Annotated in this window: 22 protein-coding genes; 15 read left to right on the forward strand and 7 right to left on the reverse strand. The window is 63.0% G+C overall.

The genetic code is table 11. The annotated features are described in order from the left end of the window. Position 1: 1 nt before the first annotated feature. The 7 genes from lpdA (at position 2) to JWP26_RS17450 (ending at position 5680) form a co-directional block, all read left to right on the forward strand. Positions 2–1441, forward strand: a complete 1440-nt coding sequence (gene lpdA / locus JWP26_RS17420; protein WP_299730657.1) for a dihydrolipoyl dehydrogenase — start codon at positions 2–4, stop codon at positions 1439–1441. A gap of 47 nt (positions 1442–1488) precedes the next feature. After that, complete coding sequence (locus JWP26_RS17425) at positions 1489–2529, forward strand: Gfo/Idh/MocA family oxidoreductase (protein ID WP_299730660.1); 1041 nt, start codon at positions 1489–1491, stop codon at positions 2527–2529. Next, the gene (locus JWP26_RS17430) at positions 2526–2774 is read left to right on the forward strand and encodes a GlsB/YeaQ/YmgE family stress response membrane protein (RefSeq protein WP_299730663.1); all 249 of its coding nucleotides are present in this window, start codon (positions 2526–2528) and stop codon (positions 2772–2774) included. Before JWP26_RS17425 ends, JWP26_RS17430 begins: the two co-directional genes overlap by 4 nt. Positions 2775–2847: 73 nt before the next feature. After that, entirely contained in the window at positions 2848–3801 is a 954-nt protein-coding gene (gene lipA / locus JWP26_RS17435; RefSeq protein WP_299730666.1) for a lipoyl synthase, read from the forward strand. Further along, a complete protein-coding gene (locus JWP26_RS17440) occupies positions 3801–4235 on the forward strand; it encodes an SRPBCC family protein (RefSeq protein ID WP_299730669.1) in 435 nt (144 codons plus the stop codon). Before lipA ends, JWP26_RS17440 begins: the two co-directional genes overlap by 1 nt. Positions 4236–4352: 117 nt before the next feature. Then, the gene (locus tag JWP26_RS17445) at positions 4353–5237 is read left to right on the forward strand and encodes an alpha/beta hydrolase-fold protein (protein ID WP_299730673.1); all 885 of its coding nucleotides are present in this window, start codon (positions 4353–4355) and stop codon (positions 5235–5237) included. A gap of 77 nt (positions 5238–5314) precedes the next feature. Next, positions 5315–5680, forward strand: a complete 366-nt coding sequence (locus JWP26_RS17450) for a VOC family protein (protein ID WP_299730676.1) — start codon at positions 5315–5317, stop codon at positions 5678–5680. On the opposite strand, the gene JWP26_RS17455 is transcribed toward JWP26_RS17450, so the two are convergent. Further along, a complete protein-coding gene (locus JWP26_RS17455) occupies positions 5677–6189 on the reverse strand; it encodes a CinA family protein (RefSeq protein WP_299730679.1) in 513 nt (170 codons plus the stop codon). The two genes, JWP26_RS17450 and JWP26_RS17455, sit on opposite strands and share 4 nt — an antisense overlap. After that, positions 6189–7379 carry a bifunctional 2-C-methyl-D-erythritol 4-phosphate cytidylyltransferase/2-C-methyl-D-erythritol 2,4-cyclodiphosphate synthase gene (locus tag JWP26_RS17460; RefSeq protein ID WP_299730682.1) on the reverse strand — a complete coding sequence of 397 codons (1191 nt, stop codon included), beginning with the start codon at positions 7377–7379 and terminating at the stop codon, positions 6189–6191. Before JWP26_RS17460 ends, JWP26_RS17455 begins: the two co-directional genes overlap by 1 nt. A 175-nt stretch (positions 7380–7554) precedes the next feature. Between JWP26_RS17460 and dusB the strand changes: the two genes are divergently transcribed. The 8 genes from dusB (at position 7555) to hflX (ending at position 17778) form a co-directional block, all read left to right on the forward strand. Further along, a complete protein-coding gene (dusB, locus tag JWP26_RS17465; protein WP_299730685.1) occupies positions 7555–8556 on the forward strand; it encodes a tRNA dihydrouridine synthase DusB in 1002 nt (333 codons plus the stop codon). Next, positions 8553–9677 carry an ATP-binding protein gene (locus JWP26_RS17470; RefSeq protein WP_299730688.1) on the forward strand — a complete coding sequence of 375 codons (1125 nt, stop codon included), beginning with the start codon at positions 8553–8555 and terminating at the stop codon, positions 9675–9677. The genes dusB and JWP26_RS17470 overlap by 4 nt, the downstream gene beginning before the upstream one ends. After that, complete coding sequence (gene ntrC, locus JWP26_RS17475) at positions 9674–11122, forward strand: nitrogen regulation protein NR(I) (RefSeq protein WP_299730691.1); 1449 nt, start codon at positions 9674–9676, stop codon at positions 11120–11122. Before JWP26_RS17470 ends, ntrC begins: the two co-directional genes overlap by 4 nt. A 4-nt stretch (positions 11123–11126) precedes the next feature. Beyond that, positions 11127–12044, forward strand: a complete 918-nt coding sequence (locus JWP26_RS17480; protein ID WP_367184166.1) for a PfkB family carbohydrate kinase — start codon at positions 11127–11129, stop codon at positions 12042–12044. A 203-nt stretch (positions 12045–12247) separates the two neighbouring features. Beyond that, on the forward strand, positions 12248–14581 hold the full coding sequence (locus JWP26_RS17485; protein ID WP_299730697.1) for a PAS domain-containing sensor histidine kinase: 2334 nt from the start codon (positions 12248–12250) through the stop codon (positions 14579–14581). Beyond that, entirely contained in the window at positions 14581–15963 is a 1383-nt protein-coding gene (locus JWP26_RS17490; protein ID WP_299730700.1) for a sigma-54 dependent transcriptional regulator, read from the forward strand. The genes JWP26_RS17485 and JWP26_RS17490 overlap by 1 nt, the downstream gene beginning before the upstream one ends. A 184-nt stretch (positions 15964–16147) precedes the next feature. Then, a complete protein-coding gene (gene hfq, locus JWP26_RS17495) occupies positions 16148–16399 on the forward strand; it encodes an RNA chaperone Hfq (protein WP_046136099.1) in 252 nt (83 codons plus the stop codon). Positions 16400–16407: 8 nt separating this feature from the next. Further along, positions 16408–17778, forward strand: coding sequence for a GTPase HflX (gene hflX, locus JWP26_RS17500; RefSeq protein ID WP_299730707.1), 1371 nt, complete (start codon positions 16408–16410; stop codon positions 17776–17778). On the opposite strand, the gene mazG is transcribed toward hflX, so the two are convergent. From mazG to JWP26_RS17525, 5 genes are all read right to left on the reverse strand, one after another. Further along, entirely contained in the window at positions 17775–18584 is an 810-nt protein-coding gene (gene mazG / locus JWP26_RS17505) for a nucleoside triphosphate pyrophosphohydrolase (protein WP_299730710.1), read from the reverse strand. The genes hflX and mazG overlap by 4 nt on opposite strands. An 81-nt stretch (positions 18585–18665) precedes the next feature. Beyond that, positions 18666–19349 carry a GntR family transcriptional regulator gene (locus JWP26_RS17510; RefSeq protein WP_299730714.1) on the reverse strand — a complete coding sequence of 228 codons (684 nt, stop codon included), beginning with the start codon at positions 19347–19349 and terminating at the stop codon, positions 18666–18668. 12 nt (positions 19350–19361) lie between these two features. Further along, on the reverse strand, positions 19362–20240 hold the full coding sequence (locus JWP26_RS17515) for an isocitrate lyase/phosphoenolpyruvate mutase family protein (RefSeq protein WP_299730717.1): 879 nt from the start codon (positions 20238–20240) through the stop codon (positions 19362–19364). A 3-nt stretch (positions 20241–20243) separates the two neighbouring features. Further along, complete coding sequence (locus JWP26_RS17520) at positions 20244–21767, reverse strand: MmgE/PrpD family protein (protein ID WP_299730720.1); 1524 nt, start codon at positions 21765–21767, stop codon at positions 20244–20246. A 47-nt stretch (positions 21768–21814) separates the two neighbouring features. Then, positions 21815–23302 carry a tripartite tricarboxylate transporter permease gene (locus JWP26_RS17525; protein ID WP_299730723.1) on the reverse strand — a complete coding sequence of 496 codons (1488 nt, stop codon included), beginning with the start codon at positions 23300–23302 and terminating at the stop codon, positions 21815–21817. Positions 23303–23305 lie beyond the last annotated feature (3 nt).

The raw sequence follows: 23305 nt of genomic DNA on the forward strand, positions 1-23305 counted from the left end.
TATGGCTGACCAATACGATCTTCTCGTCATCGGCGCCGGCCCCGGCGGCTATGTTGCGGCTATCCGTGGTGCCCAATTGGGTATGAAGGTGGGCATTATCGAGCGCGAGCACATGGCCGGCATCTGCTCCAACTGGGGCTGCATTCCGACCAAGGCGCTGCTGCGCACGGCCGAGGTCTATGGCCACATGAGCCACGCCAAGGACTATGGCCTCACCGCCGGCGATTACGGCTTTGATCTCGACGCCATCGTCAAGCGCTCGCGCGGCATCGCGGCGCAGATGAACAATGGCGTGCAGTTCCTGATGAAGAAGAACAAGGTCGACATCATCTGGGGCGAGGCCGTCATCACCAAGCCGGGCGAGGTCAAGGTCAGCCCAACCAAAAAGGCCATCGTGCAGCCACAGGGCCCGGTGCCAAAAAACCCGCTGGGCGAGGGCACCTACACCGCCAAGAACATCATCATCGCCACCGGCGCGCGTCCGCGCGTGCTGCCCGGCATCGAGCCCGATGGCGACAAGACCTGGACCTATTTCGAGGCAATGAAGCCCGCCACCATGCCGAAATCGCTGGTGGTCATGGGCTCGGGCGCCATCGGCGTCGAATTCGCCTCGTTCTACCGCTCGATGGGCGCCGAGGTGACGATCATCGAGCTGCTGCCGCAGATTCTGCCGGTGGAAGACGCTGAAATCTCCGCGCTCGCCCGCAAGCGGCTGGAAAAGCGCGGCATCAAGATTTTGACCGATGCCAAAGTGTCCAAGGTCGAAAAGACCAAGGATGGCGTAATCGCCCATGTCGAGCTGAAGTCCGGCGAAAAGCAGGAAATTTCCGGCGACAAGCTGATCTCGGCCATCGGCGTGATGTGCAATATCGAAGGGCTGGGGCTGGAGACGGTCGGCGTCAAGACCGAGCGCGGCGCCATCGTCATCGACGGCTATGGCCGCACCAATGTTGCGGGCATCTGGGCCATCGGCGACGTCGCCGGCCCACCCATGCTGGCGCACAAGGCCGAGCATGAAGCCGTCGTCACCGTCGAGACCATTGCCGGCCTCAAGGTGCATGGCCTCGACAAGACCAAGGTTCCCGGCTGCACCTATTGCGAGCCGCAGATCGCCAGCGTCGGCCTGACCGAGGCCAAGGCCAAGGAAGCCGGTCGCGAGATCAAGGTCGGCCGCTTCCCGTTCGTGGGCAATGGCAAGGCCATCGCACTGGGCGAGCCCGATGGGCTGGTCAAAACCATCTTCGATGCCAAGACCGGTGAGCTGCTCGGCGCGCACATGGTTGGCGCCGAAGTCACCGAGTTGATCCAGGGTTTTGTCGTGGCCATGAACCTCGAGACCACCGAGGAAGAACTGATCCACACCATATTCCCGCATCCCACTTTGAGCGAGACTCTCAAGGAAAGTGTGCTCGATGCCTACGGACGCGCGCTGAACATCTAGCTGCCGCTTTCCGCAGGCATTGCACAGGTTTTCAAGGAGTTATCCACATGGTCAAAGCCATTCAAGTCGGCCTCGGACACTGGGGTTTCAGCTGGACCAAGGAAGTTATCCCCAAAGTTCCTGCTATTCACATGGTGGGCTATGTGGATGCCAATCCCGACGCGGTCAAACGCGTGCAGACCGAGCTGGGCATCGACGAGAAGCGCTGTTTCCTCAGCCTCGAGGAAGCCGCCAAGGGCACCGAAGCCGACCTCGTGATCGCGACCTTGCGCACAGAGGCGCATTATCCGGTGGTCAAGCAGGCGCTGGAGCTAGGCTTCAACGTGCTGGTGGAAAAGCCCTTCGCCTCCACCATCGCCCAGGCTAAGGAACTGGTGGCACTGGCCGAGGCGCATAACCGCATCCTGATGGTCAGCCAGAATTACCGCTTCCAGCCCGCGCCGATTGCGGCGGCTGAACTCATCGGCGCGCAAAAATTCGGCCCGGTCAATCTGGTCTCGATCGAATTCCGCCGCCATGCCCCCAGCCAGGGCTATCGCTATTGGGACATGCCCGATCCGCTGCTGGCCGATATGTCGATCCACCATTTCGACCTGATGCGCATGGTGCTCAACGACAATCCCAAGCGCGTCTCCTGCCGCACCTGGAACCCGGCGGCGAGCCCCTTCGGGCATCATCCCATCGGCGTGGCGACCGTCGAGTTCGAGAAGGGCACTATCGTGTCCTATCGCGGCTCGTGGATGAGCAGCGGGCCGGTCACGCCATGGGCCGGCGAATGGACCATGGATTGCTCAGAAGGCGAAATCTGGTGGACCTCGCGCGACCATTTCATGGGTAAGAACGGACCGGACCGGCTGACGACCCGCGCGCGCGATGCCCAGCCGGTGGAAGTGGCGCTACAGCCCGTCGAATATGCCGACCGTACCGGCACGCTGGCGGCCGTCGCCAAGGTGATCGAAAGCGGCTCGATGCCGGCGCGGTTCAGTTCCGGGCAGGATAATTTGCATTCCCTGGCACTGGTGCAGGCGACCATCCTGTCGGCTAGCCGGAACGGTGAATGGGTCGAAATCGCCGAGGTGATGGCATGACACAAGAAATCTGGATTTTCCTCGCTATCGGCCTCGTCGCCGGCACGCTGGCTGGCTTCGTCCTCGGCGGCGGCGGATTGCTGCGCAATCTGATCGTCGGCGTCATCGGCTCGTTTGTCGGCGGCTATGTGCTGACCGCAGCAAAAATTACGCTGCCAATCGAGAACGTCCTTCTGAGCCAGGTCATCACTGCGACCATCGGCGCGGTTGTCGTCATCGTCATAGCGCGCGTCATCGCGCGATAAACTATAGGCCGGGTTGAACCGGCACGCCCTGGGAGCGATATAGTCGGCATTGACTGCCAGTTAGGACCATAAATTGGTTACGCTCATCGACAATTCCATCGACCGGCCGCGGCATCCTGAAAAGGCCAATCGCCCGGATACCGTCACCCTGCGCAAGCCGGACTGGATTCGCGTCAAGGCGCCCGGTTCGCCGATTTACAAGGAAACCCAGGCCATCGTGCGCGAGCACGGGCTGGTGACCGTGTGCGAAGAGGCCGGCTGCCCCAATATCGGGGAGTGCTGGAGCAAGAAGCACGCCACCATGATGATCATGGGCGAGATCTGCACCCGCGCCTGCGCGTTCTGCAACGTGCGCACCGGCATGCCCGGGCCGCTCGATCCGAACGAGCCCGAAAATGTCGCCAAGGCCGTCGAGAAGCTCGGCCTCCAGCACGTTGTCATCACCTCGGTGGACCGCGACGACCTGGCCGATGGCGGCGCCCGTCACTTTGCCGACGTGATCCTGGCCATCCGCGCCCGCAATCCGCGCACCACCATCGAAATCCTGACGCCGGACTTCCTGCGTAAGGAGGGTGCTCTCGAGATCGTCGTCGCCGCAAAGCCCGATGTGTTCAACCACAATCTCGAAACCGTGCCGTCGAAATATCTCAAGGTTCGCCCCGGCGCCCGTTACTTCCACTCGATCCGGCTGCTGCAGAAGGTCAAGGAACTCGACCCCACCATGTTCACCAAGTCGGGGATCATGGTTGGCCTTGGCGAAGAGCGCAACGAAGTGCTCCAGCTCATGGACGACCTGCGCTCTGCCGATGTGGATTTCCTCACCATCGGCCAGTACCTGCAGCCGACCAAGAAGCATCATCCGCTGATCCGCTTCGTCACCCCCGACGAGTTCAAATCCTTCGCCACCGTGGCGACCGCCAAGGGCTTCTCGCTGGTGTCGTCGAGCCCGCTGACTCGCTCGTCCCACCACGCAGGCGAGGACTTCGCCGCCCTCAAGGCCGCACGCCTCGCAAAGCTTGGTCACTGATGAAGCGTTTTTTCGAGCACCACGTGCGGCACCTGCCGCAGAAAATGTACGAGATCGTCGCCGATCTTGAGGATTATCCGCGCTTCGTGCCGAACTGCAAAGCCATGACGGTGCGCCCTGGCAGTGCCGACGATACCAAGCTGGCCACCATGACGCTGTTTTTCGGGCCGATCACCCAGGCCTATACCAGCCGCGTGGTGCTCGACCCGGCGGCGCATACCATCAAAGCCCAGGCCCTCGATGGCCCCTTCGCCTATCTCGATAGCGTCTGGAGCTTCGAGCCGGAGGGCATGGGCACCCGCGTGCGCTTCGAGGTCGACTTCAAGATTTCCAACGTCTTGATCGCCGCCGTGGCCGAGCCGGCCTTCGCCGCCAAGCAAGCCGAGATCATCCGGGCCTTTGTCGACGAGGCCGACCGGCGTTACGGCGACTAAACTCGTCCCACGCCACATTTTCCCAAGTATTTCCCACCCATGGTCTCTTGCGAGCGCTCAAGGGGCCGCGCATCGTCGTCAGGTTGAGAAGGCTTTCTCAACGTGGGGGGAATCCAAATGCGCATTCTGTTTATGGCCGCCGTTTCGGCGGCACTGCTGACCTGTGCCGTTCCGGCAAATGCCGCCGGTATCGTCGAGTATAATCTTGAGGCCCCAAGCCCTGTTCTCGGGCGGCCAATACCCTACGCCCTCTATAAGCCATTTCCGTTTCCGCCCGAGGGCGAACGCTGGCCCGTGGTTTATCTGCTGCATGGTCTGGGCGGCGCCGGTGGGGATTGGTTCACCTGGGGCAATCTCGGGCCGATCCTGGATCAGGCGATTGCCGATGGACGCATCCCGCCCATGGTGGTGGTGGCGCCGAGCGCCGGTGACAGCTGGTATGTCGACAATCCCGATCCCGGCGGGCTGGGCCTGATCGACACCGCCTTCGCGACCGATCTGGTGGCAGCAATCGACACGAGCCTGCCGACGGCCGCGTGTCGTCAGGGCAGGGCTGTTGGCGGATTGTCCATGGGCGGGGCAGGCGCCTTGCTCCAGGCCATCAATCACCCGCAGACCTATGTCGCCGCCATGAGCTTTTCGGGCGCGCTGCATCGGCCCATGCAACCGAACGATCCGCGTCAGCAATGGATTCCGGACCTTTACAAGAACGTCTTCGGCGCGCCGTTCGATGCGGCCCGGTTCAATGCTGCCAATGTGTTCAAGCGCGCTCCGAGCGTCAGGGCGCTGAAGGAAAAACCAGCGTTCTATCTCACCATCGGCGATCGGGATTATCCCGACCTGATCGAGGCCAATGCCGTGTTTCACAACCTGCTGGTCACCACCAAGGCCGATGTCAGCCTGCGCATCGGGCCCGGCCACCATTATTGGGACACCTGGCAACAAGCTATCGTGCCGGCCCTCGAATGGCTGGCGCCCCATCTTGACGCCAGTTGCTCCTGATCGGGCCTTGTTTATGGGGCCGATTGCCGTAAAAGGGACGGCGTCGTTCACTCTTTGTTCGACACAGGGGGCAGGAAATGATCAAGAAAATCGAGTGCGTCTGTATCGCAACCAAGAACGTCGCTGAGTCGGCGGCGTTCTATATTTCGCTGGGTCTCAAGCAGGCCTGGACGATCGAGCGGCCGCTGCCGAGCGGTCAGGTGTGGACGCTGACCGGGCTGAAATTCCCCGATGCCGCCAGTTCCGAACTGGTGCTCAGCGACAATCCCGATGTCGATTTCACCGAAATCGAGCTGGCAGTCGATGACGTGCGCGAAAGCTTCGCCAAAATGCGCGGCAATCCCGGCATCACCTGGATACGCGAGCCGTTTGCCACCGAATCTGGCCACGTCGCCGTGATGGAAGCTCCTGACGGCAACGTGTTCGTGCTCGTCGGCGCCTAGCGCTCGGCCGCCTGCGTGCCAGTCAGCACCTGGATCACCACATCAAGCGCGGCGGCGACGCTGCGCTTGCGGATTTCGGCACGGCCGAGATCACTAAAGCGGTGTTCGATGACCAGCGTTGCCAGTTCCGACGATACCGCCACATAGACCAGGCCGACCGGCTTCTTCTCGCTGCCGCCATCGGGGCCGGCGATGCCGGTGACCGCCACGGCGTAGTCGGCATGCGCCGTATTGCGAGCGCCATCGGCCATGGCCCGGGCGACCTGGTTGCTGACGGCGCCATAATCGCGGATCAGCCGCGCCTGCACATGGATCATGCGTGACTTGGCGCTATTGGCATAGGTGATATAGCCGCCAAAGAACGCCGCTGACGAGCCGGGGATGTCGGTCAGCGCGGCGCCGATCATGCCCCCGGTGCAGCTTTCGGCGGTGACGATGGTTTTGCCCGCTGCGGTGAGCAAGGTGATGATCTGCTGGGCCGGATCGACCGTTGGCTTTGCCGCCGCCATCAAGAATACCTCGGCAATTCTATACTCGCACTTGCCATCGCCACGATCCCTTCCTCCCGCCCGACAAAGCCGAGCTTCTCGCTTGTTGTCGCCTTGATGGCGATCCTTGAAGCTTCGATTCCCAACGCCTCGCCGATGACGGCGCGCATCGCCGGAACATGTTCGGCGATCCTGGGCCGCTCGGCAACTATTGTCACGTCGAGATTGACGATCCTTCCACCGGCTTTGCCAACAAGAAATCCAGCATGCTTGAGAAAAACCGTGGATGCTGCACCCTTCCACTGCATGTCGCTGGGTGGGAAATGAGTGCCGATATCACCCTCGCCGATGGCGCCCAGAATGGCATCGGTCAGTGCATGCAACGCCACGTCCGCATCGGAGTGTCCCTGCAGCTTTGCCGTATGCGCAATGCGCACACCGCCCAGCCACACGGCATCGCCGGGCTCGAACGGATGCACGTCATAGCCCGTGCCGATGCGGGTCTCCATGGGCTGGTCTCCTAGAATGATGCGCTCACCCCGCTCGAAATCCTCGGGATGGGTGATCTTGATATTGTCTCTGGCGCCCATGACCATGGCGACGCGCAGCCCGGCCCACTCGGCGATTTCGGCGTCGTCGGTGAACTGGCGCGGATTGCTCGCGGCGCGCATATGGGCGGAAAAAATCTGCCCGAAGCGGAATCCTTGCGGCGTCTGGGCGGCATAGAGCTGGCTGCGATCTTCTGTATTTACAATGACTTGGCCGTCCAGCGAGCGCTTGATAGTATCGGTGACCGACAGCGCGGGCAGGGCGCCGTCATGGGTTTCCAGCACCGCGATCACGTCGCCGATCAGGTCCGGCGCGGCGAACGGCCGCGCACCATCCTGGATCAGCACCAGATCGGGTCGCAACGGCGCCAGCGCCTTGAGGCCGGCCAGCACCGAGGCCTGCCGCGCGGCGCCGCCGACGACAGGCGGCATCAGCCGGGGATCGGTCAGGCTCAGGGCTGCATAGCGCTCACTGTGATCAGGGTGGATGACAGGCAAAATATGGGTGACGTGAGGATAGTTGAGGAAGGACTGAATAGTCCGGCTCAGCACAGGCACGCCGGCCAAAAGCCGGTATTGCTTGGGTTCGGAGGCTCCATCGACATTGACGCGCTCGCCCCGTCCGGCGGCGACGATGATGACAGCGATGGATTTAGCACGCATGAGGGGTGGCACTCGAACAAGAAACTGTCGTATCTGCGTGGTCTAACGCTGGCCCCAGCAAGCGGCAAGGGCGACCGCTCAAATTGGATTGAACGGGCGATAAGTGGTTGCGTGCGGCGTCATTTTGACTATTGTGCAGGCAACAATCCGAAAATGACCGTTTCTGGTGCAGTCCTTGTCTGAAAATGCCTGCGAGTTGAGCATCGGCAACCAGTCTGCCCGGAATAACGCGTTCCTCGCACCCATGGCTGGTATTACCGACCGCCCGTTCCGCGACATCGCCGAACGGTACGGCGCCGGTCTGGTCGTGTCCGAGATGATTGCCAGCGCGGCGTTGACCACCGGCAATGGCGATATGGTCCGTAAGCTTGGCAAGGTCGGAAACCTGCCGCACGTGGTGCAACTGGCCGGCTGCGAGCCCGAATGGATGGCCCTGGGCGCCAAGATTGCCTACGAAGCCGGCGCCGACGTCATCGACATCAATTTCGGCTGTCCTTCCAAGCGCGTAACCAACGGCTATGCCGGCTCGGCGCTGATGCGGGTGCCGGACATCGCCATGACGCTGGTCGATGCAGTGGTTGCGGCAACGCCGTTGCCGGTCACGGTCAAGATGCGGCTGGGCTGGGATGATGACAGCCTCAACGCTCCGGACATGGCGCGGCGTGCGGTCAATGCAGGCGCGCGCATGATTACCGTGCATGGGCGCACGCGGCAGCAATTCTACAAGGGCTCTGCCCGTTGGGCGCCGGTGCGGGCGGTGGTCGATGCGGTAGACGTGCCGGTCGTGGTCAATGGCGACATCGTCGATCTGGAGAGCGCCCGTTCGGCGCTGGCCGAGTCGGGCGCGGCGGCGGTCATGCTGGGCCGTGGCGCGCAGGGACAGCCCTGGTTGGTTGGACAGATCGGGGCTCAACTGCGTGGCGAAGCGCCGATGGCGGCACCCGAGGGCGACGAACTGGTGGCGCTGATCCGCGAGCATTACGAGCAGATGCTGATCGAATATGGCGTGCAGGTCGGTGGGCGCGCGGCGCGTAAGCATCTCGATTGGTATGCCGAGGCGGCGGGGCTGGCGCTGGAAAAGCCGGTGCGCAATGCTCTGTTGAACAATGACGACCCGAAAGCGGTGCTGGCGATGATTGGCGACATTTTTTCTGGCGACTGGAAGGCGGCGGCATGATCGAGGCTTTGGGGGCGGAAACGTCGACCGCCGTATTGCAGGCGCTGCCGCAGCCGATCATCGTCTGCGGCGAGCAGCACCAGATCGTCTTCGTGAACTATGCTGCCGAGGCCTTCTTTGGCGCCTCGATGAGCGTGCTGGCGCGGCAGCGGCTGGACGACCTGATCGCGTTCGGCTCGCCGATCATCAGCCTCGTGGAAACCGTCATGCTGCGTCGGGCGCCAATGACCGAATACCGGGTGCGAGTGGGCTCGTCGCGCTTTGGCGATGAGCGCATTGCCGACGTCTTCGCCAGCCCGATCTCGGACACTGACGGGAGAGTGGCGCTGCTGATCCAGGAGCGCACCATGGCCGATAAGATAGACCGGCAGATGGTCTCTCGCGGCGCGGCGCGCTCGGTGACGGGCCTGGCCTCGATGCTGGCCCATGAGATCAAGAACCCGCTCTCGGGCATTCGTGGCGCGGCGCAGCTGCTGGAACAGAGCGTCGCCAGCGATGAGGTGCCCTTGGCGCGGCTGATCCGCGAGGAGACCGACCGTATTGTCGGGCTGATCGACCGGGTAGAAGTGTTCGGCGACGAGCGGCCGCTGGAGCGCGAACCGATCAACATTCACGTAGTGCTGGACCGGGTGAAGCTGCTGGCCCGCAACGGGGTCGGGCAGGGCATTGCCTTCTCCGAGGAATACGATCCGTCGCTGCCGCCCGTGTTCGGCAATCGTGATCAGCTCATCCAAATCTTCCTGAACTTAGTGAAGAACGCCTCGGAAGCCCTTGAACGAACTCAAAAACCTGAAATAAAATTCTTCACCGCTTTCCGGCCGGGCATTCGCATCAGCGTGATGGGCGTCTCCGAGCGTATCTCGCTGCCGCTGGAAATCGTCATCGAAGACAATGGCCCGGGCGTGCCCCCGGATATCCTGCCATTCCTGTTCGATCCGTTCGTGACCACCAAGCAGAACGGCTCCGGGCTGGGGCTGGCGCTGGTGGCTAAAATTGTCGGCGACCATGGTGGGGTGATCGATTGCGATAGCCGCCCCGGCCGCACGCGGTTCCGTATCCTGCTGCCGGTGGCCAGCGGGGCTTTCAGTACATCGCCGTTCGAAGAGGTTGGCGTCAAATGAGCCATGTTGTGCTGCTTGCCGACGATGATGCCGCGATCCGCATGGTGCTCAACCAGGCGCTGACGCGAGCCGGATACGAAGTGCGCCCGACCGGCAATATTTCCACGATGTGGAACTGGGTCAGCCGGGGCGAAGGCGACGTGCTGATCACCGATGTGGCGATGCCCGATGGCAATGCCTTCGAGGTCATGCCCAAGATCAAGAAGCTGCGGCCCGACCTGCCGATGATCGTGATGAGCGCGCAGAACACCTTCATGACGGCCATCCGGGCCAATGAGGTTGGAGCCTACGAATATTTGCCCAAGCCGTTCGACATCACCGAGGTGTTGTCTGTGGTGGCGCGGGCGCTGGCGGACGCCAAGAAGCCGACGCGCGCGGAGCGCAAGGCCGAGGAGCCCGGCGAGACCATGCCGCTGGTCGGCCGCTCGACCGCCATGCAGGACATCTACCGGGCGCTGGCGCGGCTGATGCAGACCGACCTGACGGTGATGATCACCGGCGAGAGCGGCACCGGCAAGGAACTGGTGGCGCGGGCACTGCATGATTTCGGCAAGCGCCGCAATGGACCGTTTGTGGCGATCAATATGGCCGCCATTCCGCGCGACTTGATCGAGGCTGAACTATTCGGGCACGAGAAGGGCGCCTTTACCGGCGCGAATACCCGCTCGTCGGGCCGGTTCGAGCAGGCCGAAGGCGGCACGCTGTTCCTCGACGAAATCGGCGACATGCCGATGGATGCCCAGACCCGCCTGCTGCGCGTATTGCAGGAAGGCGAATATACGATGGTCGGGGGCCGCTCCTCGATCAAGACCAATGTGCGCATCGTCGCCGCCACCCACCGCGATCTCAGCCAGATGATCCGGCAAGGGCTGTTCCGCGAGGATCTGTATTACCGTCTCAACGTGGTGCCGATCCGCCTGCCGCCGTTGCGCGAGCGCATCGACGACATCGGTGACCTGGCAGCGCACTTCCTCAAGACCTCGCAGCGCGAGGGTGAACCGATCAAGTCGATCGCGCCCGAAGCCATCCGGCTGATGCAGAACTATTCCTGGCCGGGCAATGTGCGCGAGCTGGAAAATCTGGTGCGACGGCTATCGGCGCTCTACGCCGATGAAAGCATCTCGGCTGAGATCGTGCAGAACGAGCTCAATATCAGTGACAGGCCGCAGGCGGCCGGAGCTGCGGGGCCGATGGACGTATCGATGGCGGTCGAGACCCATGTCGGGCAGTTGCTACGCGAATATGAGCCGAACCTGCCGCCGGCGGGGCTCTATCAGCGGGTGATCGACCGCGTGGAAGCGCCGCTTATCGCCATGGCGCTCAATGCATGTGGCGGCAATCAGATCAAGGCGGCCGATTTGCTGGGGCTGAACCGTAATACCTTGCGCAAGAAAATCCGCACGCACAGCATCGAGATCGTCAAGCACAGTCGCCGCAATGGGTGAGGCCGTGCGGCCGATTCTGTGCGTTGGTGCGCTGACGCTGGATACGATTTTCGAGATGGCGGAACTGCCGTCAGGGCCGGGGAAATTCATCCCGGTCGCGGCGGTGGAGATTGCGGCTGGCATGGCGTCGAGCGCGGCGACCGCGATAGCGCGGCTGGGTTGCGCGGTGGCGCTGTGGGCGTCAGTTGGCGAGGATGCGACCGGGACACGCCTCATTGGGGAAATAGCGGCCGAAGGCGTGGATTGTGCCGCGGTGCGAACCGTCTCTGGTGCCCGGTCGGCGTTCGCTACCATATTGGTCGATCAGGCGGGCGAGCGCATCATCGTGCCGCATTACGATCCTGCACTGCTGACGGCGCCAGAGACCATGCCTGCGATTTCGGGCCGGACGCATTCGGCCGTGCTGGTGGACGTTCGCTGGCCGCTCGCAGCGGCGCGGGCGCTGACCGCAGCGCGGCAGGCCGGGATCCCAGCGGTGCTGGATGCCGATGTCGCCCGGGCCGAGACTCACGCGCTGCTGCTGCCTCTGGCGAGCCATATCGTGGCGTCCGAGCCGGCGGCGGAGCAACTGACCGGCTGTGCCGGCCCGGCAGCGGCGGTGGAGCGGCTGGCTGCGCAGTTCGATAGCTTCGTGTCGGTGACCGCTGGGCCGAGCGGCGTCTATTGGTTCGACCGTGACAGCAAGCAGGTCCGCCATTGCGCCGCCCCCAGGATTGTGGCGCGCGATACCCTGGCGGCGGGCGACGTGTTCCACGGCGCTTTTGTGCTGGGCTTGGTCGAAGGCCGGCCGATGGAGTGGATCATGCGGTTCGCGGCGGTGGCAGCGGCGATCAAGTGTGAGTCGTTTGGCGGTCGCCTGGGAGCGCCGAAGCGGGGTGAAGTCGAAGCGCGAATGGTGTATGAGGGCGCCACGACATCGTAGTTCGGGATCGTGTTTGCGGAGCATCTGGGCCCTGCGAGCATAGCTCTTCGGGCCTGATCGCCTAAAATCTCCCCACTGGGGAGATTTTACCGCCGAAGGCGGCCGGCGATCAGTGTCACATTTTGGCAACAATTGTCTTGAAGGGTTGGCGAAATTGGGCCAGACTCTGTTGTCTCCCGCGGAGAAGCCGTTTGGCTTTTGAAATGAGCGACGCGACAGCACCGATTGAGGGCATTGGCAACACGACGCCGACGACGCCCAAGCCACCACGGGCGCCGTTTTTTGCCGTGCAGAACAACCGTGCGCTGCGCATGCTCGGCCTCGTTGTGGTGCTGGCATCGGTGGCGATGTCGTCGATCTCGTTCCTGATCCTGTCCGGTACCACCAATATCGAGCCTTCGGCCGAAGTGTGGACCATCATCTGGATCGTCACTGGCGTGCTGGTGCTGCTGATGATCGCCTTGGTGGTGACCGAGGCCATGCTGCTGGTGCAAGCGCGGGCACAGAACCAGGCTGGCGCCGGGCTGCAAATCCGCATGGTGACCATGTTCGCGCTGGTGGCAGCCGTTCCGGCGGTGATCGTGGCCGTGGTGGCGACCATCGCGCTCAACCAGGGGCTCGACCAGTGGTTCTCCGAACGCACCAGGGCCATGGTGGAAAGCTCGCGGCTGGTGGCGCGCTCCTACATGCTCGAACATGCGCAGGTGCTGCGTGACGATATCATCTGGGTTGCGACCGAGCTGGAGCAGGCGCGTGGCACCTTCGAATCGGATCGCGATCGCTATCAGCGCATCCTGACCGCGCTGGCGGTGACGCGCTCGCTGCCGTTTACCTCGCTGATCTCGCAAGACGGCGATACGCTGATGCGGGCGCAGATCAACGTACAGGGCGCCAGCCCGAAGCTGCCGAAGGGCATTACCCAGGGCGTGGTCGAGGGCACGCCAACGGCAATCGCGCCCGGTTCGACCAATCTGGTCGGCTCGGTGGTCAAGCTGCGCGGCTACGACAATACGTTCCTGTTCGTCGCCCGGCCGGTGGATGCCGAAGTGCTCGAATATATGCGCCTAACCGACGAGAATATCACCGAATACCGCCAATATGCCTCCAATCGGCTGGTGTTCCAGATCACCTTCACCATCATGTATGTGGGCCTCGCCGTGGTGCTGCTACTGGCGGCTTTGTGGATCGGTATCGCCCTGGCCAACCGCTTTGTTGATCCGATTCGAAACCTGATGATTGCGTCGAACCGGGTCAGCCAGGGCGACCTGGATGTGCAGGTGCCGGTGCAGGAGGGCAGGGGCGATTTTCGGGATTTATCCAGCCGCTTCAATCGCATGACGCAGCAGCTCAAGAGCCAGCGTGAGGCGCTGCTGAGCGCCAGCGAAATGAACGAGAAACGACGGCAATTTACCGAGGCCGTGGTGGAAGGCGTCTCGGCGGGCATTATCGGGCTAGATCCGTTCGGGGCGGTGACGCTGGTCAATGCTCGCGCCTGCGAAATGTTGGGTCGCGACGAAATTGCCATGATGGGCGAGGCGATCGAGGAGGTTATGCCGCAACTGGCCCCAATCCTCGAACGCGCGCGCTCGGCACGGCGCGGGCAGGTGCGCGATCAAATCTATCTCGGCAACGAGACCGACCGGAAAACCTATCAGGTGCAGTTGACCCGCGAGGGCTCGATGACCGAGTCAAAAGGCTACGTGCTGACATTCGACGACATCACGGACCTCGAGTCGGCGCAGCGCACGAGCGCGTGGGCGGATGTGGCGCGCCGGATTGCCCATGAGATCAAGAACCCGCTGACCCCGATCCAGCTATCGGCCGAACGCCTGCGCCGGCGCTACGGCACGCGGCTGGAGGACGATCGCGAGGTCTTCGACAAGTGCATTAACACCATCGTGCGCCAGGTGGGCGATATCGGCCGCATGGTCGATGAGTTCTCGGCGTTTGCGCGTATGCCCGAGGCGGCGCCCGAAGTGGCCGATCTGAGCGATACCGTGCGGCAGGCGGTGTTCCTGGAAAGCGTGCGACTGCCGGAAATCAGCATTCAGACCGAATTGCCGGAAATGCCGATCTACGCCTATTTCGATAGCCGGCTGATTTCGCAGAGTCTAACTAATCTTATCAAGAATGCGGTAGAAGCTTTTGAAGCCGTTGATATATCGGATTTCGGGCCTGCTATTCTCGTGCAGGGGCAGATTGAGGGTAACCATGCTAGAATTGCCGTATCGGACAATGGCAAGGGCTGGCCCAAGGATAATCGCCAGCGCCTGCTGGAACCCTATATGACGACCCGTGAAAAGGGGACTGGGCTCGGTCTGGCCATCGTGGCCAAGATCATCGAGCAACATGGTGGCCTGGTTGAACTGGTGGACGCCGAACCCGATGTGAATGGCCGTATCGGCGCCTGTGTCACCTTTACGCTGCCCCTGACTTCCCCCCACAAGACATCGACTGACGGCGAGATTGCCGAGCGAACCGAGGCAATGATCGCCCAAATGGAGGAGCCGCTGCTGGCAGCGGTCGTGCACAAATAATGGCACTCGATATTCTGATCATCGACGACGAAGACGATATCCGCGACCTGATCGCCGGCATCCTTGAGGATGAGGGGTTTGAAACGCGACAGGCCCACGATGCCGATAGCGGGCTCAACGAGATTGCGCGACGGCGGCCGAGTCTTGTCTTCCTCGATATCTGGATGCAGGGGTCGCGGCTCGACGGGCTGCAACTGCTCGACGTGTTCCAGAGCCAGCACCCGGACATGCCGGTCGTGATGATCTCTGGCCACGGTAACGTCGAGACTGCTGTGTCGGCGATCCGGCGCGGCGCTTACGACTATATCGAGAAGCCATTCAAGATTGACCGACTGCTGCACATTACCCAGCGGGCGATGGAAGCGACGCGGCTGCGCAATGAGGTCGCCGAGCTCAAGGAACGCTCGTCGGCCAAGAGTGGCGATATGGTGGGTTCGTCCCCGGCGCTGCAGCAGGTGCGCGGTGTGATTGAGAAGTCGGCACCAACAAATTCGCGCATCTTTATCTCGGGGCCGTCGGGCGCCGGCAAGGGCTTGGTGGCCCGCCTGATCCACCAGCGCAGCCCGCGTGCGGACGCGCCGTTTGTCGAGATTAACGCCTCGCTGTACGCGCCCGAGGAAGTGCCGGTGGTGCTGTTCGGCCGCGAAGTGCGCGAGAAAACCGGCACCTTGCGGGCGGAAGTCGGCGCGCTGGAGAAGGCGCATGGCGGCACGCTCTATCTGTCCGAAGTGACGACCTTGCCGGCGCAGACTCAGACGGCGCTATTGCGCACGCTGGTGGAGAACCGCTTCACCCGCGTTGGCGGCACCCAGGCGGTGCCGATCGACGTGCGCATCATCGCCGCCAGCTCGCAGAACGTGGCGGCGCAGATCGAGGCGGGCGAGTTCCGAAGCGACCTGTTCCACCGCCTGTCGATCGTGCCCCTGCCGCTGACGCCGCTCAAAGAGCGCCGCGAGGACGTGCCGCCGCTGGTCAATGTGTTCATCGACCAGGTCTGCCGCATGCATAATCTGCAGCGCCTGACGATTGGCGACGACGCCATGGCGGTGTTGCAGGCGCAGGAATGGCCGGGCAATGCGCGGCAATTGCGCAACTCGATTGAGCGGCTGTTGATTCTGATGAAGGACCAGCAGCCCGAGGACGGGATCATCACGGCGGCCATGTTACCGTCCGATATCGGCGAGGTGCTGCCCACAGTCGGGGACACCGACGCTTCGGCGCACCTGATGAGCCTGCCGCTGCGCGACGCCCGCGAAGTGTTCGAACGGCAATATCTGGTGGCCCAGATCGAGCGGTTTGGCGGGAACATTTCCAAGACTGCGGAGTTCGTGGGAATGGAGCGCAGTGCCTTGCATCGCAAGATCAAATCGCTTGGTCTGTGAGCGTACAGAAATATCGCCCGTGCCATGCGTGGGGCGCGGGTAGGCAGTAAAAGTGTTCTGTGTAATAGTCGTTAGCGGTCTAACGATTATGGACTGTGCGGGGGCAGGGCGGCTGTCCCCGGCGAGACCTGGCACTCCCAGGCAATGATAACAGCGGCATGCAATGCCGCGAGAAGAGGCCTCGATGGCGAGTGAAAAACAACAAAATCTGCAAGATTCCTTCCTCAACCACGTTCGCAAGCAGAAGGTGCCGGTCACAATCTTCCTCGTGAACGGCGTCAAGTTGCAGGGTGTCATCACCTGGTTCGACAATTTCTGCCTGCTGTTGCGGCGCGATGCGCAATCGCAGCTTGTCTACAAGCACGCGATTTCGACCATCATGCCGGGCGCGCCGATCCAACTGTTCGATCCCGAACAGAACCAAGATAGCGACTGATCCCAGCAATGGATGACCACGACGACGACGAGGCCGCCGCACGGGGCGGCCCAAAGGCATTTATCGACCAGCAACAGCATGCGACCCGTGTGGGCCTCGTGGTCCCCGACGTGCGTGGTAACTTTTCGCAACACGGCATTGATGCGCGCAAGGCTGAATTCGAAGGACTGGCCGGAGCGATCCGCCTCGATATCGTGTTTTCCGAAGTCATCAAGGTGCGCGAGGTCAAGCCGTCGACCTTCATCGGCGGCGGCCATACCGAGAGCCTCAAGGCTCGAGTGAAGGCCGAGGATATCGACCTGCTATTGGTGGATGCTTCGCTGACGGCTATTCAACAGCGCAATCTGGAGCAGGAAACCGGCGCCAAGGTGCTGGACCGCACGGCGCTGATCCTGGAAATTTTCGGCGAGCGGGCGGCGACACGCGAAGGCGTGCTGCAGGTCGAACTCGCGCATCTGAATTATCAGAAGGGCCGTCTGGTGCGGTCCTGGACCCATCTGGAGCGCCAGCGCGGCAGCGGCGGCTACGGCTTCATGGGTGGTCCGGGCGAAACCCAGATCGAAAGCGATCGCCGGCAGATTACCGACCGCATCGTGCTGCTGGAAGACCGACTGGAGAAGGTCAAGAAGACCCGCGCCCAGCAACGTGCCAAGGGCAGCGATACACCGACCGTGGCTTTGGTCGGCTATACCAATGCCGGGAAATCCAGCATTTTCAATATGCTGACTGGGGCAGGGGTGTTCGCCGAGGATCTGCTGTTCGCGACCCTCGATACCACCGTGCGCAAGCTGGAACTGCCCCATGGGCGACAGATCATGCTGAGCGATACCGTCGGGTTCGTCGCCGATCTGCCGACCGATCTGGTGGCGGCCTTCCGCGCGACCTTGGAAGAAGTGCTGGACGCCGACATCATCCTGCACGTACGCGATGTGGCCAATGAGGATCATCTGGCTCAGGCGCTGGATGTGCTCAAGGTTCTGGGCGATCTCGGTGTTTCGACCGACACGACGCCGATCATCGAAGTTTGGAACAAGATCGACCTGTTACCCGCCACCGATGATCCGGATGGGCTGCTGAATACGGCCAAGCCGATCGGCAAGGTGTCGGCCGTGGTGCCGGTTTCAGCCAAGACCGGGCAGGGGCTGGATCAGCTCAAGCTCGCCATTGAGGCGGGCCTCGCCGAGAAGAGCCGGACCTATCATGTGCACGTGCCACACAGTGCCGGAGCGGACATTGGCTGGCTGCATAGCCATGCCGAGATCATTTCGCGTGACGAGCCGAACGAAAAAGGCAGCGGCTTTGTTGTGCGCATTGAGCCGCGGCAGAAGACTGCGTTTCTTGAACGGTTCAACGGCCGGATCGAGAGTTCGGACGCCTAACCTTTATCCGCCGCTCGAATTTCGTTCCAGTAGCCATCGAGCCGGTCGAGGCCAGCCGCCTCGATCGCCACGCCGTCTCCGCGAGCTCGCGCTTCGACGTGGTGAAACCGCCGAGTGAACTTCTGGTTGGCATCGCGCAGGGCGGCTTCGGCATCGACGCCGGCGTGGCGCGCCAGATTGGCGACGGCGAAGAGCAGGTCGCCGATTTCCTCGTGCGTGGCGGCAGCGTCGCCTGAGGCTGCGGCTTCAGAGACTTCGGCCAGTTCCTCGGTGACCTTGGCCGCGACGGCGGCGAGATCGGGCCAGTCGAAGCCGACGCGGGCGGCGCGCTTGGTCAGCTTTTCAGCGCGGGCAAGTGCGGGCAGCGTGGCAGCGACGTCGTCGAGAACCGAGGGAACGGTATCGCCTTTGCGTGCGGCCTTGGCGGCGCGTTCCTCGACCTTGATGGCTTCCCAACGGCCCTGCGCGGCTTGTGCATCATTGGCATCGAGATCGCCGAAGACGTGGGGATGGCGACGGATCAGCTTTTCGGTGATGCCATAGATGACGTCGCCGATATCGAAGTGGGCGGCCTCGCTGGCCATCTGCGCGTGGTAGATCGGCTGCAGCAGCAGATCACCGAGTTCCTCGCGCAGGTCGGCAAAATCCTGGCGCTCGATAGCATCGGCGACCTCGTAGGCTTCCTCTATGGTGTAGTGGCGGATGGTGGAAAAGTCCTGCACCAGATCCCAGGGGCAGCCGCCGACGGGATTGCGCAAGGCGGCCATGATTTCGATCAGACGGGAAATATCGCGGGAGGGCTGCATGGCGGGCTCGATGATGGAATCGGTGAGCCGAGCTTAGCAAGGGTGCCGGAGCATGTCGTCAGCGCGGTACCTCAACCGGCCCTAAGCGGTCGCCTGATTGATCAAGCCGGTCCGGGCCGAGGCGATGTGCCGGCGCATCAAAAGTTCTGATAGTTCTGCGTCGCGATCGGCTATGGCCTCCACGATACGCTCGTGTTCGGCGAGAGCGCGTTGGGCGCGACCTGGGACGATCCGATGCCGCATGCGGTACAGCCGGAACAGCGTGTAGTATTCTCCACACAGCAGGTCGAACAGATGCTGGTTGCGCCCGATGCGGGCGACCATGAAGTGAAAATCGGAATTTGCCGTCGCCTGCCAATAGACCATGGCGTCCGGCTTGGAGAGCGCTTGGCGATGGCCCGCGAGCATCGTCCTGAGATCTTCGATTTCCGCATCAGTGGCGTTGTCGGCGGCGTGGCGGGCGGCCAGCCCCTCCAACACCTCACGGATCGTGAAAAGCTCCAGCGCGTCCTCGGGAGTCGGCACCACGACGCGCACGCCCTGGCGCGGGGCGCTGGTGACGAGCTTGCGCTCTTCCAGCCGCCGGATCGCCTCCCGGACGGGGCCGCGGCTCACGCCATATTGCGCTGCGAGCCGCGGTTCGCTGAGCTTTGAGCCCGGGGCGAACGTCCCCATGACGATGGCTTCGCTGAGCTGGTCGAAAAGTTGGTCGGTGAGCAGCCGGTCGTCAGCCGGGTCGTGCTTTTCGTCGGCTAATGTGCTCACCGTTGCAATCCTCTAGTCCCTGGTTGCGTAACGTTTTTCCAGCTCGTCGAACAGCGGCTTGTTCACGAGCCGCTGGCGCTCCTTGAAGCTGGCAACCGGACCGGTTTCGTCCAGGCTGCCATTGCTTTTGAGCTGGCCGAGCGCCGCCTGCATGCCATAGATCGCGCCCTGTAGCGCCACATTGGCGTACAGCACCAGTGAAAAGCCCATCCGGTCCAGCTCTTCGAGCCCCAGGATCGGGGTGCGCCCGCCGACGACCAGATTGACCAGTTGGGGCGTATTCTTGAGTTGGGCGGGGATGCTGCGGATTTCCTCAATGCTCTCGGGAGCTTCGACGAAGGTGATGTCGGCTCCGTCCTCGATAAAGGCCTGCGCGCGCTCGATTGCCGCAGCAAAGCCCTGCGTCGCGCGGGCGTCAGTGCGGGCGATGATCAGCAGGTTGGGGTCCTGCCGCGCATCCACCGCAGCCTTGATACGGCTGCGTGCCTCGCCCAGATCGACCACGTCCTTACCCGCAAAATGGCCGCATCGCTTGGGATTGACCTGGTCCTCCAACTGGATGGCGCTGGCGCCGGCCCGCTCGAGCGTGCGGATGGTGTGGCGCACGTTGAGGGCGTTGCCGAAGCCGGTATCGGCATCGACAACGATGGGCAGGTCCGTGGCGTCGCGGATGGTGGACGTATGCTGGGCGATTTCGGGCAGGCTGACAAAGCCTAAGTCCGGCATGCCCAGATAAGTGTTGGTGAGACCTGCGCCCGACAGATAGATCGCCTCGAAACCCAGATCGGCAATGATGCGGGCAGCCAGCGCGTTGGCCGCTCCCGGCATCAGCACGGCGCCGCCCTTGTCCAGGCGCGCGCGGAAGGCTTGGTTGATTTCGTGGTTGAGCATGGTCTAGTCCAGTCCGCGGTCGAAAATGCCCTGGCCGGTGGGCTTGGAAGGAATGACCGAACCGCCCGGCAAGGCGGGCACCAGGCCATCGAGCGCTTTGGCGGGCAGGGCGGTGAAGCCCTTGGCGGCGGCCAGGAACGCCTGGCGTTCGGAGGCGCCCAGCGTGTCGCGGGTCAGCGTTTCGAATTTTCCGGCATAGTCGGGCCAGGTCCAGGGATGGGCGCCATTGGGATGGGCGTCGGCAACGGCGCGCTCGCCCACGATGGTGGTGCCGTCCAGCATCGTCACGACGATCTTGCCGCCGAAGGCCCGCTTGTCCGGGTCGACCTCAAGATAGCGTCGCGTCCATTCGGGATCTTCGACAGTGGTGATCTTGTGCCACAGCGCCACGGTCGATGGCGTACGGGCCCGTTCGCGGGCATAGCTGTCGACATGGTGCCATCTGCGGTCTTCGAGCGCGACGGCAAGAATATACATGATCGAATGATCCAGCGTTTCGCGGCTGGCTTCGGGATCGCTCTTCTGCGGGTCGTTGGCGCCCGTGCCGATCACGTTATGGGTGTGATGGCTGGTTTCGAGCAGCACCGATTTAACCTGGCTGAGATCGCCGATCTGACCTGACAGGTCGATGGCAAGGTCGATCAGGGCCTGCGCCTGGTACTCGGCCGAGTGCGCCTTGGTATAAGTTTCCAGAATCTGGCGTGGGCTCTCGCCGGGCGCCGGCAGGCTGACGCTATAGCGCTCGTCCCTCCCGCCCAGCATCCAGGCCAGCACGGATTCCTCGCCCTCATAGATTGGCGATGGCGATGCTTCCCCGCGCATGGCGCGGTCGATGCACTCGATGGCCAGCTTGCCCGAAAAGCCGGGCACATAGGCCTTCCACGAACTGATCTCGCCCTTGCGCGACTGTCGGGTTGAAAACGCCAGGTGCACTGCCTGGTTGACCGCCTGGTAGATCACCTCGGTGGAAAGACCCAACATGGCGCCGATGCCGGCGGTGGTGGCCGGTGCCAGGTGCGCGACGTGGTCCTTCTTGTACTTATGCAGCGAGATCGCCTTCACCAGGGCGACATGAACCTCGTAAGCCACAGCGGCGCCCCTCGCCAGCGCCGCGCCGTCGAGGCCCATCTGCTGGGCGACGGCGATCAGCGGCGACAGGGAGTCGCCGGGATGGGAATAGTCGGCAGCCAGGAACGTGTCATGGAAGTCGAGTTCGCGCACGGCGGTAGCATTGGCCCAGGCGGCCCATTCGGCATCCACCCGGCTCGATGCATCCAATCCGTAGAGGGTAGCGCCGCCCTTGCGTGGATGCGCCAGCGCCATGGAGCGGGCCGCCGCGACCGGAGCCCGGTTGATGGCGGCCAGGGCCACGCTGGCATTGTCCACGATCCTGCAGGCGATCATCTCGCGCACGTCGGCGTCGATTGGCCCGCAATGGGCGGCAAATTCGGCGATGTGCCAGGCGAGCTGCTGCTGGCGGGGCAGATTGGCGGCGGAGGCGTGAACCTTGACGTCGTAGGTCTTCATAGTCGATGGCATTCCTTAGTCGAAGTGAAACAGGGCCCTAGGGCCGTTCAGGCATTGGCGCGCAGGCGCCGAAGCAGTGGAGGCACGGCCAAAAACAGCAGGGCGATGACCATCAGCGTGCCCGAGAGCGGGGTCGAGACGAGGACGATGGGGTTGCCCTGCCCAGCCGCCAGGGCCGTCCGCAACTGGGTTTCGGCCATGGGGCCGAGGATCAGGCCGATCAGTACCGGCGCGATGGGGAAATCGTAGACCCGCATCACATAACCCATCAGGCCGATGACCAGCATGATGGCGAGGTCGGTCCAGGAGCCGGCGAGGCCCCAGACGCCGATCATGGCAAAGACCAGAATGCCGGCATAAAGCTGCGGACGCGGGATGCGCAGCAATTGTACCCAGATGCCCACGAGCGGCAGGTTGAGCACGAGCAGCATGACATTGCCGATATAGAGCGAGGCGATGAGGCCCCAGATCAGCGCCGGGTTGGACGTGAAGAGGAAAGGGCCGGGCTGCAGGCCGTAATTCTGGAAGGCGGCGAGCAGCACGGCGGCGGTCGCCGAGGTCGGCAGGCCCAGGGTCAGCAGCGGCACGAGAATGCCGGCGGCGGCGGCATTGTTGGCGGCTTCGGGACCGGCGACGCCCTCAATGGCGCCATGGCCGAACTCGTCCTTGTGGCGCGAGAGTTTACGCTCGAGCGTATAGGACAGCATGGTGGGAATTTCCGAGCCGCCGCCGGGCAGGGCGCCCATTGGAAAGCCGATAAGGGTCCCGCGTAGCCAGGGTTTCCAGGATCGGGCGAAGTCCTCTCGCGTAAACCACGCCTGGCCCTTGACGGACGCCATGGCGGCCGGGGCCGAGCGGAAGCGGCTGGCGACATAGAGCATCTCGCCGACGGCGAACAGCGACACCAGCACGACCGTAAGTTCAACACCGCGCAAAAGCTGCATGACGCCGAAGGTGAGCCGGGGCTGGCCGCTCATGGAATCGATGCCGATGACGCCGATGGCTATGCCGATAAACAGCGAAATGAATCCGCGTGTGCGCGAGTTGCCCATCACCACGGCGACCGAGCAGAAGGCCAGCGTGGTTAAGGCGAAATAGTCGGCGGGCTTGAAGTAGAACGCCAGCTCGGCAATGGCCGGCGCCGCAAAGGTGAGGGCCAGCGTGGCGATGGTGCCTGCCACGAAGGAGCCAAGCGCAGCGGTGGTCAGGGCAGCGGCGCCACGGCCGGCGCGCGCCATCTTGTTTCCCTCAAGCGCGGTCATCATCGAGCCGGCTTCACCGGGTGTATTCAGCAGGATCGAGGTGGTCGACCCGCCATACATGGCGCCATAGAGAATGCCGGCGAACATGATGAAGGCCGAGGTGGGTTCGAGTGTGGTGGTGATGGGCAGCAGGAGGGCGATGGTCAGCGCCGGCCCGATGCCTGGGAGGATGCCGATTATGGTGCCCAGGAGCGAGCCCACCAGGGCCCACATCAAATTGACCGGTTGTACGGCAACGGCGAAGCCGTCCAGGAGCAGCCCGAAGGTTTGCATGCG

It is taken from the genome of Devosia sp., from assembly GCF_028290435.1.
In the GTDB taxonomy this organism is placed as follows: Bacteria; Pseudomonadota; Alphaproteobacteria; order Rhizobiales; family Devosiaceae; genus Devosia.